Consider the following 12533-nt stretch of genomic DNA (forward strand, 5'->3'; position numbering starts at 1 on the left):
GAAGGCCGCATGAGCAATCGGCACACAAGCGACCGGCCACCATTGATCGCTCGGATGATCTATCGGCTGTCGGTGCCGATCATCCTCGGTTGGCTGGCGATCATCGCCGTCGTCACCTTCGCCGTTCCGTCCCTGGAACAAGTCGGGCGGGAAAGCTCGGTATCGCTGGTTCCCAAGGATGCGCCGTCGTTTCAGGCGATGCAGCGTATGGGCGAGGTGTTCAAGGAATCCGACTCCGACAGTGTGGCGATGATCGTCCTGGAGGGTGACAAACCCCTCGGGGAAGAGGCGCACCGCTATTACGACGATTTGGTTCGTCAGCTGCGTGCCGATACGACGCACGTGCAGCACGTCCAGGATTACTGGGGGGACTCACTCACCGCGTCCGGTGTTGAGAGCGCCGATGATCTCAGTGTCTATGTCCAGCTGAATCTCGCGGGTAACCAAGGTCAAGCGCTGGCCAACGAATCAGTGGAAGCAGTACGGGGCATCGTCGCGGGGACGCCACCGCCGCCCGGGGTGAAGGCCTATGTCACGGGCCCTTCGCCGCTGATCACCGACATGAACCATGCCGGCGATACGTCGATCATGAAGATCACGCTGGTGACGCTGGTGGTGATCTTCACGGTGCTGCTTTTTGTGTATCGCTCGATCATCACCGTCGTCCTGTTGCTGGCCATGGTCGGAATACAGGTGCAGGCGGCTCGGGGAGTCGTCGCATTCCTCGGCGATCACCAGGTTCTCGGTCTGTCGACATTTGCGGTGAATCTCCTGGTATCGCTCGGCATCGCGGTGGGAACTGATTACGGAATCTTCTTCATCGGGCGATATCACGAGGCGCGTCAAGCCGGCGAAGATCCCGAAACGGCGTTCTACACCACCTATCGCAGTGTTGCGAAGGTGGTCGTGGCTTCAGGTTTGACGATCGCCGGAGCCATTTACTGTCTGAGCTTCGCCCGGCTGCCGTATTTCGAGACGATGGGCATTCCTTCCGCCGTGGGGATGGCGGTTGCCGTCGCGGTGGCGGTCACGCTGGTTCCGGCCGTCATTGCCGTCGGCGGCCGTTTTGGGTTGTTCGAACCGAAGCGGAAGCTCATGGTCCGCCGGTGGCGGGGGGTCGGCACGGCGGTGGTCCGATGGCCGGTGCCGATCCTTGCCGGGGCGTGTGCGGTCGCCTTCGTCGGACTATTGGCACTGCCCGGATATCAGACCAGCTATGACGACCGGCTGTATGTGCCCCAAGACATCCCGGCCAATGTCGGGTATGCGGCCGCCGAGCGGCATTTCCCCGAGTCGCGGATGACGCCCGACATCCTGATGCTCGAAGCCGACCATGATATGCGCAATCCGACAGATTTTTTGGTCCTGCATAAGCTGGCCAAGAAGATCTTCGCGGTTCCGGGGATTGCCACCGTGCAGAGTATTACCCGGCCTGAGGGCAGCCCGATCGAGCGCACGTCGATACCGTTTCAAATCAGCCTGCAAAGCGCCGGCCTTCGTCAGATCGTGCCATTCGCGAAAGATCGCATGGAGGGCATGCTGAAGCAGGCGGACGACATGCAGAGAATGATCACCCAGATGGAGGGCACTCACAATCTGATGAAGTTGATCGGCTCGATCACTCACAACACCGTCGAGGTGACCGGGGAGACTGCCGAACTTACTGATGATTTGATGGCCACCGTTTCGAATTTCGATGACTTCTTCCGGCCGATTCGCAATTACTTGTATTGGGAAGGCCACTGCTACGACATTCCCATTTGCTTCGCCATTCGATCAGTGTTCGACGCGCTTGACAGCACCGACAAGCTCAGCCTTCAGATGCACAAACTTCTCGACAACTTGGTGAAGATGGATGGGTTGCAGGCCCAGCTTGTCACTCAGTTGCCGCCGATGATCGAGATCATGAAGTCGATGCGAACCATGATGCTCACAATGCACAGCACCATGTCCGGAATGATCGCGATCATGGACGAGACGACGTCCAACGCCAGCGCGATGGGAAAGATCTACGACGCCTCGCAGAACGACGACTCCTTTTATCTGCCGCCGGAAGTGTTCGAGAACAAGGACTTCCAACGCGCGATGAGCCTGTTCTTTTCGCCCGACGGGAAGGCTGTCCGGCTGATCCTCACGCACCGGGGTGATCCTGGAACTCCCGAGGGCATTTCCCGGGTCGATGCCGTGCGGACGGCGGCCGAGGAGGCGATCAAGGTGACGCCGCTGCAGAACGCTTCCATCCACCTAGCCGGAACCGCTGCGACATATAAGGATTTGCGAGACGGGTCAAAATACGACCTCTTGATCGCGGGTGTCGCGGCGCTCTGCCTGATCTTCGGCATCATGCTGGTGGTCACGCGTAGTTTCGTGGCCGCCCTGGTGATCGTGGGTACGGTCGCGCTTTCGCTCGGTGCGGCGTTCGGGCTTTCGGTGCTGGTGTGGCAGCACATTCTCGGCATCGAACTGCACTGGCTCGTCTTGGCGATGTCGGTGATCGTGCTGTTGGCGGTGGGTTCGGATTACAACCTGTTGCTGGTATCGCGCATGAAGGAAGAGGTCGGCGCCGGGATCAACACGGGCATCATCCGGGCCATGGGCGGCACGGGCAAGGTGGTGACGACCGCGGGCCTGGTGTTCGCGTTCACCATGTTGTCGATGGTGGTCAGCGATCTGCGCATCATCGGTCAGGTGGGTTCCACCATCGGTTTGGGTTTGTTGTTCGACACCTTGGTGGTGCGTGCATTCATGACGCCGGCGATCGCCGCGCTGCTGGGGCGTTGGTTCTGGTGGCCGCTGAGGGTGCGCCAGCGGCCCTCCAGTCCGGTTCTCGGCCCGGTGACAGTGCCTGCTGATCCACTGGTCAAGCAGGAGGCCTGATTTCGAGCCATCGTCGACCTGCACAAAGCACGGGTGATATCTGGCCACGCCGATTACAGTCGGGATGGTCGGGAGCAATGGTAGGAAGGGAGTTTTGAATATGTTCCGTCTTTCGTTGACCAGACTGGCCGTCGGGCTCGGGGGCCTGGCTTTGTCGTTGACCGCTGGAGCCGGGATCGCATCCGCGGGGCCAAATTTGGATTCGGCCATCAACACAACGTGCACTTATCCGCAGTTGGTGTCAGCGCTCGACGCGCAGGACCCACAAGTGCGGATGGCATTCGATCAATCGCCGATACTGCAGAAGGGCTTGCGCCAATTCGTAGCTGACCCACCGGAAAAGCGGGCGAGAACAGCCCAGGATGTGGCGGCCGCTCCGATGTTTCAGCCGTACCTCGGCACCATCGAACAAGCCTTCAACACCTGCAACAACTTCTGATCGGGAAGTGGTGAGGCTGCGGCACAGGGTATTTCACGACAATGGCGCCGCACCACCCGATTATTCTGCCGTCAAGAGTCAGAGCCGATGCACCGGCGCGCTATTCGAGGAGTTTTGCCTGTGAACCCCGCCGGTAACAGTGGTTCTGCGGCCCGTCCGGTCGCATTGTTCGTGTTGGGTGTGCCTCGATCGGGAACATCCGCGGTTACGCGGGTCCTCTCCCTGTGCGGCGCCACGCTCCCGGCCGGGCTGTCGGGCGCCGACCCGCGCAACCCGCGTGGTTACTGGGAGCCGCGTGCGTCTCTCCATCTCAACAACACGATCTTGCGCAGCCACGGCAGCGCGGTGTTCGATTCGTCGCTGCGCCTGCAGGAGGACGGGGGGTTCGATGCCGGCCAGAAGGCCGCCTGTATCAACAAGATTGGCCAGTTTCTCGCCACGTTGCCGGCTGCGCCCCTCGTGCTCATCAAGGACCTGCAGATAACGCTGCTGTCCAGTTTGTGGTTCGAAGCCACACGGCAGGCCGGCTTTGACATCGCTGTGGTGAACATGGTGCGTCCCCCGCAGGAAGTCATCGCATCGGGTTCCGCGGATTTTCTGACATCACCGGAGCTCGGGAGCGCCTTGTGGCTCAAATTCAATCTGTTGGCCGAGCGTGACACCCGCGAGCTGCCGCGCGTGTTCGTCGAGTACGCCAACCTTCTCGAGGATTGGCGTCGGGAAGTCAAACGGATTTCACTGGCCTTGGGGATCGATCTGGAGACTCGCGACGAGGGCGCAATCGAGGAGTTCCTCACGCCGGATCTCCACCGCCAACGGCACACCGGCCCGGTGACGGAAACTTTCGGGACAGACTGGATTTCTGCCGTCTATGGGGCGCTGAGCGCGGCAGCCCGCGATGAGCCCTTGGACCAAGCCGAACTGGATCGCGTGTACGCGGGATATCGTGCGAGCGAACAGGGTTTCCGGACGGTGTTCGAGAATTCCGTCCGCTTGAACAAGCTCAACAGATTCATCCGGCCATCAATCCTGAAGTTTCGCTACGAGGCCGTTGCACTGGCTCACCGGCGCCGTGGAACTTGGGCCTGACGGTGGCAGGGCGAGCAAGTCGTGCACGCGAATCGTTGAGAACGCGCCGCGCATTCAAAGATCCGCTGCGGCCGGACAATCGGCTCGCGTTGGCGGACGAAGCGTTGTTGGCAGAACATCGCGCGGCAGGCATGAACGTGGTCATACAGGTCACGTGGCTGTACGACCGCGCCATCGATCTCGATGGGCTGCGACGTTTTCACCACAATCTCGGCGAGGGTTTGTTGGGTCGTCGGATCGAGCGTCCGGCGCTGCCCGTCGCCCGGCATCGATGGGTCCTGGATCGGGGGCCGTCAGATGTCGACATCGCCGGGTCGACTCGCCCGCGCGCTGATCTCAGTAACTGGGTCGATGAACGCTCACAGCTTCCCGTCGATGCCGAATCGGGTCGGGGCTGGCACATCGGTGTCCTTCCTCTCGATGACGGCTCGACCGCGATCAGCCTGGTGCTCTCGCATAACTTGATCGACGGGCTTGGGCTCGCGCTCGTGATTGTCGAAGGGACACTGGGTAAAACGCGCGATCTCGGGTATCCGCCGCCACTGTCACGCACTCGACTGCAAGCGTTGGTCCAGGATGCCCGACAGACAGCACGCGACGTGCCTCAGGCTGCCCGAGCGCTTGTCACGGCAGTGAAATCGGCCCGGAAGCAAACTCGCACCAAGGCTCAGGATCATCCTTCGTCGGCACCGCGGCCCGTCCCGAGCAAGGCAGTTGTCTCCGATGACGTTGTCCTTGTGCCGGCCCTGACCATCTACGTCGACCTGGGGGAGTGGGACGCGCGAGCGGAAGCTCTCGGCGGAGCGAGTCACACCCTGGCCGCGGCCTTTGCCGCGAAGTTCGGCGAACGGATCGGCCGCGCACGCGACATGGACGGCGCTGTCACCCTCCAGATCCCGATCAGCGACCGCACCGAGGACGACACACGCGCGATGGCATTGTCGTACGCGCGCGTCACCATCGACCCGACGCCGGTCACAACGGATCTGCGCGACGTCCGTGCCGCCATCAAGCAGACGCTGGCGACCTTGAAAGAGGAATCAGAGGAGTCCAAGCAGCTCCTGTGGCTGCCATCGTTTGTGCCCAAGCGGATGCTGAAACAGATGGTCGCCAGAGCGCCAGCTGACCCCGACCAAGCGGTGTTCTGTTCTTATCTGGGCGATCTCAGCTCGTTCATCGGCCAGGCCGACGGCACCTTGGCCGAGTTCGCCAATGCGCGGACGACCGGGCAAAGAGAATCGCGACAGCTCCTTGAGCGGACGGGCGGCCGATTGGTAATTCTCTCTGGACGCTTGAGTGGCAAGATCTTCATCAGCGTCGGCGCCTACCAACCCGGTGCAGAGAATACGACACCCGCATTGCGCGAACTGGCTGCGCGCACACTGGCTGATTTTGATCTTGTCGGCGAGATCCACTGACGTACCTGCTGGGCCGTGGGTAGCCTTGACCGTTCAACCCCGAAGATCAGGTGCCGCAGCGTTGTTCGCAACAGGTCGGACTGGAGAGTTCATGTCGAGAGACGCGCGATGAAGTTGGTACTGGCAAGCTATGGCACTCGCGGTGACGTGGAGCCCTGCGTCGCAGTCGGTTGTGAGCTACAGCGCCGTGGACATGACGTGCGCTTGGCTGTCCCGCCCGACCTGGTGGCGTTCTCTGAGGCCGCTGGACTTGCCACCGTCCCTTACGGCCCGGACACTGCCGTATGGGCGGATGCGCACCGGGACTTCTGGGTCCGTTTCTTCGGTAACTTCTGGAAGTTCCAAGAACTGATCAAACTGATACGCGAAATGCGCGAAATCGGTGAGTCCGTCGTCCAGTTCTGGGAGGACATCAGTTCGACACTGACGTCACTGACTGACGGCGCGGACCTGCTCATCACTTTTCTGAACTTCGAGCCGCCGGCGGTGAATGTCGCCGAGTACTACGGCATTCCGATGGCCACCGTGCACGTCTCACCGGTGCGGCCCAACGGTCGGATGCTGGGATTCCTGCCGCCCTCGTTGGGACGTTCCGCGCTGAAGGTGTACGAGTGGGCGAATTGGCGCGGGGTGAAGAAGTTCGACGACGCGCAACGTCGCCAACTGGGTCTGCCGAAGGCCACCGGTTCCTCACCACGACGGATCACCGAACGAGGATCACTGGAAATACAGGCCTACGATCAGGTTTGTTTCCCCGGACTGGCTGCCGAGTGGGCGCAATGGAATGGCCAAAGGCCCTTTGTCGGTGCACTGACGATGGAGCTGACAACGGACGGCGATGACGAGGTCGCGGCGTGGGTCGCCGCCGGAACACCCCCGATTTTCTTCAGCTTTGGCAGTACGCCAGTCAAATCTCCCGCTGACACGCTGGCGATGATCAAGGCGGCTTGTGCGGAGTTGGGGGAGCGGGCGTTGGTGTGCGCCGGCTCTAGTGACTTCAACCAGGACCCTGACTCCGACCAGGTCAAGGTCGTCGGCACGATGAATTTCGCGGCCGTGTTTCCGGCTTGCCGCGTCCTTGTGCACCACGGTGGGATGGGCACGATGTCCGCGGGACTGCGGGCAGGTGTACCGATGCTCGTCTACTGGACGGCGCTCGATCAGGCGATCTGGGCAGGTCGCGTCGAACGGCTGAAAGTTGGTTTCGGAAGGCGTATCTCGGCCGCGACCAGTGAACGGCTCGTCGCAGACCTGCGCATGGTTCTCGACCCGAAGTACGTCGCCCGGGCTCGCGAGATCGCTACTGAGATGACCACACCGGACGACAGCGTTGGCAGTACCGCTGACCACCTCGAGCGGTTCGCCCGATCAGGGCGTTCTGCCTGACGTGGTAATCCGAGCTCCCGCTCAGATGATGCCCAAACCCTTTACCACCTGCAGCAATCCAATCATCACGAAGATGCCGATCATCACCTGGCGCCGGTTGGCAAGGGCCCAGTTGTGTACGGGTTGCAATACAGCTTGGGTTCGCACCGGGGCGATCAGATGGCTGACGACGGCGACCTCGAAAACAGCAAACATCGCGACGACGAACAGGATGACGGCGACGATCTGCGTGCCCGTCGTGGCCCCGGACGACGCCACAGTGGTCGCCACAAACAGGACCAGGGGAAATCCCGGCAAGAATCCCATGCCGCACACCAACGCGACCCACAAGGCACCACTGTCCCAGGCTCTTTGAAGACGGCCGAACAGGCGCCGAATTGCAGATCCGCCGTCCGTCACATCTCCCACGCCCGCGAACGGCGACGAGATCTGGCCCGGCCCCTCGGATTCCAGCCCCTGGCTCGAGGTGTTGCCGGCAGGTACCGGCACCTGCGCTCGCCGCCGCACCCAGAAACGTACCGCGATGAGCAGAGCGACCGATAGCACGAGCGCACCCATGCCGAGTTGGATGTGCCGGGCTGCGGCGTTGGCAGCCGGAGTCTGAGGACTGAACACCGGCGCGCGGTGCAGCAACACCACTGGGACCACGAGCGCGGGAATATTCGTTGTGAGGCAACCGATCCAGCACACGAGCAGGTTCTGGATCGGCCGTGGACGGGAGATCACGAGCAGGATGAGAGCCAGAAGGGCGGGGTTGAACGCCATGACAATCGCCATCCCGAGTAGTGAGCCCCACACGGCGGGGTACATTACCCGCTAGTTAATTATTTTTTGGGCCTTTCGGATCCTGCTTGATCCTGACCCGGCTGATCTCGGCCTATTCGTCAGGCGCTCTGATAGAAGTTATGCGCCGGCACCGGGCCGACAGTGCCGACGTACCGCCGGTTACATCGCGTGCCGGTCGAAACTTGCCTGGTCTCTTCCGGATTCAGCTACTCCGTTTTGGAACGCAACCGACAGGGGATGGGGATAATGACCGATGTCTTCGGGCAGTTCACGGGCCCGACAACTGAAAGGGCTTGAGGCTCCGCGATGAAATTTGTGCTTGCTTTCTATGGGACTCGTGGTGATGTAGAGCCTGGAGTTGCGGTTGGTCGTGAGCTGGTGCGGCGCGGTCACGAAGTACGCATGGCCGTCTCGCCCGATCTGGTCGACTTCGTTGCGGCGGCTGGACCTGAGGCCATTGCTTGCGGGCCAGATGTGCGGGTGTGGCAGGACCTGAATCGGGACTTCTGGGCGCGCTTCCTGCGCAAATTCTGGAGGAACTTCTGGCGGGTGCGGGATCTGGCCGGGTTGCTGCGCGAGGAGTGGCATCTCTTCGACCAGTATTGGCAGGACGTCAGTAAAACGCTGACGTCCTTGGCTGATGGGGCGGATCTGATGTTCACCGGCGTGATCGGCGAGGAAGCCGCCGGCAACGTCGCGGAGGGTTGCGGGGTTCCATTGGCCATGTTGCATGTGTTCCCGCTGCGGCCCAACGGCCAGCTGGTTCCGACCCTACCGGCGTGGTTTGCTCGCGCCATGATGCGGGCGTCGGAGTGGTTGAGCTGGCCCATGATGAAAAGGCTGGAGGATCCGCAGCGCCGCGAACTGGGCCTGCCGCGGTCCACTGGCCCCTCCGCGTGGAGGGTGGCTGAGCGCGGCTCGCTGGAGATCCAGGCCTACGACGAGGTCTACTTTCCCGGGCTGGCGGAGGAATGGGCGAAATGGGAAGGGCAGAGGCCCTTTGTCGGTGCGCTGACGATGGAGTTGCCGACCGATACCGATGACGAGGTCGCTACCTGGATTGCCGCGGGAACTCCGCCGATCTGCTTCGGCTTCGGCAGCATGCCGGTCGACTCCGGCGCTGAGACGCTGGCCATGATCAGTGCCGCTTGCGTCGAGTTGGGCGAACGGGCGTTGGTGTGCGCCGGGGCTAGTGACTTCAGCGACGTCCCCCAGTTCGATCACGTCAAGGTGGTGAGCACAATGAACTACGCGGCTGCCTTTCCGGTGTGCCGCGCGGTCGTGCACCACGGCGGCGCGGGCACCACTGCCGCAGGTTTGCGTGCCGGGGTTCCCACCCTGATCCTCTCGACAGACCTTGACCAGACGCTGTGGGGAGCTCGGATCAAACGGCTGAAAGTGGGTACCGCTCGGCGTCTTTCGGCGACGACACAGAAGTCGTTGGTCGCCGACCTGCGTACCGTTCTCGAGCCGGAGTATCTGGCTCGCGCCCGCGAGGTCGCCACTGGCATGACCAAACCCGCCGAAAGCGCGGCGACCACCGCCGACCTGCTGGAACAGTTCGCCCGGCTCAAGCGAGCCGGCTGAGGCCTCAAAACTCTTGGATCTCTGAGTGATAGCACCTGCCATGACCCATGATGGTGTCCGTGGATAGCAGAACCTCCGACATTGCGAACATGCCCCGCGGCGGGCCGGATGCTTCCTGGCTGGACCGGCGATTGCAGACCAACCGGCTGGAGTATCTGGACCGCGACGACGTCGATGATCTGAAACGCAAGGTCATGGATTCGCTCGACCGCGCCGGAGGACGGCGGCGGATCGGTATCCACGAGAAGTGCGCTCGGATGGTGATCCGCGAGGTCGCCGAGGTGCCCGCTCCGAAGATCCTCGAACTCGGTGCGGGCCTCGGCGGGCTCTCGCGCAAGCTGTTGGAGATGCATCCCACTGCTCAAATGACGGTCACCGACCTCGAGCCCACGTTTGTCGCGGGCATGGCGGCCGGAGATCTCGGCCGTCACCCGCGCGCCGTGGTGCGGGAGATGGACGCCACCGAAATCGACGCGCCGGAAGGCTATTACGACCTGGCGGTGTTTGCGTTGTCGTTGCACCACCTGCCCCCTGAACTCGCCGCCCGGGTGTTCGCGGCGGGCACTCGGGCAGCGAAGAAGCTGCTGATCGTCGACCTGCCCCGGCCGCCGGCTCCTTTGCACATCGCCCTGTTGGCGGTCGTGCTTCCACTCATCAAGTTTTCGCCGCTGCAACACGACGGGTTCATCAGCTCGCTGCGCGCCTACAGTCCCGCGGCGCTGAGTGCGCTGGGCCGGCATGCCGACCCGTCGATCACTGTCGAGTTTCGGAGCCGGCGCGGGTTGGGTCCGACGGTGGCGGTGGCCAGTCGCGCGCGGCCCGGCGACAGCGGAGCTGACTGAACGTGAGGTGAGCCGGGTCGTGGCTCACGTCAGATGCTGTTCAGACCCTTGGCAATCAACATGACACCGGCCAATATGCACATGGCCACCAAGATCTTTCGATGATGAGTCCAGGCCCAGTCGTGCAACCGTTGCAGGACGGCTTCGGTTTTCGTAGGTGCGGCCAGATAGCTGACGAGAACGATCTCGACCACCGCAAGCATTCCGATGACGAACGCGATGGTGGCGGTGATCTGCGTGCCGACCGCAGCTCCTGAGACGACGACGATCGCGAGGAGGAACAGTGCCACGTCGGGTGGCGCCCCGGCAAAGGAGAAGCCGACCACGAACGAGACCCACAGGGACCCGCTCTCCCACGCATCGTGGCCGCGCCGCAGCAGTCGACGGAAGAAGGACCCGCCGTCTGTCGGCGCATCCTGCGCGCGGGCCAGGAGTCGCGAGACCGGCGTCGCCGTATCAGCGTCCATGACCAGGGTCGACGCGCCGCCGTCCGAAGCCGGCAGCTTTGCGCGCTGACGCACCCAGAAGTGCACTGTCAGCAGCGTGGCAGTTGTCAGCGCGACCACACCCATGCCGATTTGGATGTAACCGCCCGTGGAACTCTTTGCCCAGGCTTCGGCCGTCGATTTGAACATCGGAGTCGCATGCAGCAGCGTCAGCGGAATCACCAAGGTGGGAATGCATGCAGTCACACAGCCGGCGCCGAACATCAGCAGGTTCTGTACGGGTCGTGGCCGCGAGATCACGAGCAGGGTGATGCCGAGGCGCATGGGGTCGAGCCCAACAAGAATTCCTAGAGCAAGCACCGATCCCCACACCGCCGAAACACTACCTGGTTGCTCCGGCCAGTCGGCTCTTTTTGAGCGCCGGGGTGGTCTGAACGGTCCTCGTACGCCAAAGTCGGTTTGCCAGCGTCAACTTCGCTAGCGCGCCGACCGTGGTGGCGTTCCGGTTTCGGCCCGGCGGCAGACCTCGAACGGTATGCTGCCGCGGTGGAATCGAGTTCTCTGAGGATGGCCGAGTGTCCGCGATAACCAGAGATTGCCGGTTATGCGGATCGACCGGCCCCCATCCGGCAATTGAAGTTCGCGAGATGATGTTCGGCACTCGGGAATCATTTGAATATTTCTGCTGCGCTGCGTGCGATACGTTGCAGATTCACAATGCGCTTGAGGGTGCAGAACTCATGCGTCACTATCCCTCAAACTACTACTCGCACAACGCGTCAGCGCAACCGGGCGCTTTTCGCTGGCTGGTCACACAGCACGACGAATATAAGCTGCGTGGCGGCAATCGGATGCTCGGCGCATTCATCAACGCGCGGGTGTCGGAGGGCATGTTCCGCGTGCTCCTCGGGGGCGACGTCGTCACGATGCTCGCTCAATTGGCAGTTGAGCGTGACGCGCGAATTCTGGACGTCGGCTGTGGCTCGGGTGGACTGCTTGACCGTCTGACCAGAATTGGATTCAATAATTTGCGCGGCGCGGACCCGTTCATCGAGGCCGATGCCGTGTCGGCTGAAGGTGCGCCACTGATGAAGGCAGATTTGAGCGACGTCGCCGGCAAGTACGACCTCATAATGTTCAATCATTCCCTCGAACACGTTCCCGATCCGGTCGCGACTCTCAAGGTGGCGTCCGAGAAGCTCGCCCCGGGAGGCATGTGCCTGGCTCGTGTGCCGACGACCTCATCGGAAGCCTGGACCACCTACCGGGCGGACTGGGTGCAAGCCGATGCGCCTCGACACATGGTCATACCTTCACGTCAGGGGATGGCAATGGCGGCCGAGAGGGCTGGGATGCGGGTGGTTCGAACGTTTGATGATTCGAATTTGGGCCAGTTCCTCGGCAGTGAAGCCTATCGACGTGACGTTGCAGTGACCGACCCCAAGGTTCTGCGAATGTTTGGACCCAGGCAGTTGTGGGAGTGGGAGAAACGCGCACAATTGCTCAACGGGCGGGGGCGGGGCGACCAGACGGGGTTTGTCTTACAGGCGATGTAAGGCGTTGGATCGCGAGCGGTAGCGCTGCCGGAAAACCTCTCTGGCACAATCGATCCAGCTGTTCTGCACGAGGTGTGCGCACGGCTTGTCTTGTTCTGCGCAACAGG

Annotated in this window: 10 protein-coding genes; 8 read left to right on the plus strand and 2 right to left on the minus strand. The window is 62.2% G+C overall.

Going from position 1 to position 12533, the window contains the following annotated elements:
* Positions 1-9: 9 nt before the first annotated feature.
* From HBE63_RS10405 to HBE63_RS10425, 5 genes are all read left to right on the plus strand, one after another.
* Entirely contained in the window at positions 10-2877 is a 2868-nt protein-coding gene (locus tag HBE63_RS10405) for an RND family transporter (protein WP_166904676.1), read from the plus strand.
* Positions 2878-2977: 100 nt separating this feature from the next.
* Positions 2978-3316, plus strand: a complete 339-nt coding sequence (locus HBE63_RS10410; RefSeq protein ID WP_166909635.1) for a hemophore-related protein — start codon at positions 2978-2980, stop codon at positions 3314-3316.
* A gap of 120 nt (positions 3317-3436) precedes the next feature.
* Complete coding sequence (locus HBE63_RS10415) at positions 3437-4405, plus strand: sulfotransferase family protein (RefSeq protein ID WP_166904677.1); 969 nt, start codon at positions 3437-3439, stop codon at positions 4403-4405.
* A gap of 131 nt (positions 4406-4536) precedes the next feature.
* Positions 4537-5823, plus strand: a complete 1287-nt coding sequence (locus HBE63_RS10420; RefSeq protein ID WP_166909637.1) for a hypothetical protein — start codon at positions 4537-4539, stop codon at positions 5821-5823.
* A gap of 108 nt (positions 5824-5931) precedes the next feature.
* Positions 5932-7209 carry a glycosyltransferase gene (locus tag HBE63_RS10425; RefSeq protein WP_166904678.1) on the plus strand — a complete coding sequence of 426 codons (1278 nt, stop codon included), beginning with the start codon at positions 5932-5934 and terminating at the stop codon, positions 7207-7209.
* A 21-nt stretch (positions 7210-7230) separates the two neighbouring features.
* Here the strand turns inward: HBE63_RS10425 and HBE63_RS10430 are convergent, their stop codons facing one another.
* Positions 7231-7986 (minus strand): GAP family protein, encoded by a 756-nt coding sequence (locus tag HBE63_RS10430; RefSeq protein WP_243858594.1) that lies wholly within the window; start codon positions 7984-7986, stop codon positions 7231-7233.
* 315 nt (positions 7987-8301) lie between these two features.
* On the opposite strand from HBE63_RS10430, the gene HBE63_RS10435 reads away from it, so the two are divergent.
* Positions 8302-9582 (plus strand): glycosyltransferase, encoded by a 1281-nt coding sequence (locus HBE63_RS10435; protein ID WP_166904680.1) that lies wholly within the window; start codon positions 8302-8304, stop codon positions 9580-9582.
* Positions 9583-9632: 50 nt separating this feature from the next.
* The gene (locus HBE63_RS10440) at positions 9633-10424 is read left to right on the plus strand and encodes a methyltransferase domain-containing protein (RefSeq protein ID WP_371814952.1); all 792 of its coding nucleotides are present in this window, start codon (positions 9633-9635) and stop codon (positions 10422-10424) included.
* A gap of 29 nt (positions 10425-10453) precedes the next feature.
* Here the strand turns inward: HBE63_RS10440 and HBE63_RS10445 are convergent, their stop codons facing one another.
* A complete protein-coding gene (locus tag HBE63_RS10445) occupies positions 10454-11194 on the minus strand; it encodes a GAP family protein (RefSeq protein WP_243858595.1) in 741 nt (246 codons plus the stop codon).
* 251 nt (positions 11195-11445) lie between these two features.
* Here HBE63_RS10445 and HBE63_RS10450 point away from each other — a divergent pair, with 251 nt between their 5' ends.
* Positions 11446-12426, plus strand: coding sequence for a class I SAM-dependent methyltransferase (locus HBE63_RS10450; RefSeq protein ID WP_166904683.1), 981 nt, complete (start codon positions 11446-11448; stop codon positions 12424-12426).
* Positions 12427-12533 lie beyond the last annotated feature (107 nt).

It is taken from the genome of Mycobacterium sp. DL440, from assembly GCF_011745145.1.
In the GTDB taxonomy this organism is placed as follows: domain Bacteria; phylum Actinomycetota; class Actinomycetes; order Mycobacteriales; family Mycobacteriaceae; genus Mycobacterium.

Bases quoted from the DNA above. Each gene is read 5' to 3' on its own strand.
- HBE63_RS10405 (WP_166904676.1), top strand. From the start codon at position 10: ATGAGCAATCGGCACACAAGCGACCGGCCACCATTGATCGCTCGGATG.
- HBE63_RS10410 (WP_166909635.1), top strand. From the start codon at position 2,978: ATGTTCCGTCTTTCGTTGACCAGACTGGCCGTCGGGCTCGGGGGCCTG.
- HBE63_RS10420 (WP_166909637.1), top strand. From the start codon at position 4,537: ATGAACGTGGTCATACAGGTCACGTGGCTGTACGACCGCGCCATCGAT.
- HBE63_RS10425 (WP_166904678.1), top strand. From the start codon at position 5,932: ATGAAGTTGGTACTGGCAAGCTATGGCACTCGCGGTGACGTGGAGCCC.
- HBE63_RS10430 (WP_243858594.1), bottom strand. From the start codon at position 7,986: ATGGCGATTGTCATGGCGTTCAACCCCGCCCTTCTGGCTCTCATCCTG.
- HBE63_RS10435 (WP_166904680.1), top strand. From the start codon at position 8,302: ATGAAATTTGTGCTTGCTTTCTATGGGACTCGTGGTGATGTAGAGCCT.
- HBE63_RS10440 (WP_371814952.1), top strand. From the start codon at position 9,633: ATGGTGTCCGTGGATAGCAGAACCTCCGACATTGCGAACATGCCCCGC.
- HBE63_RS10445 (WP_243858595.1), bottom strand. From the start codon at position 11,194: ATGCGCCTCGGCATCACCCTGCTCGTGATCTCGCGGCCACGACCCGTA.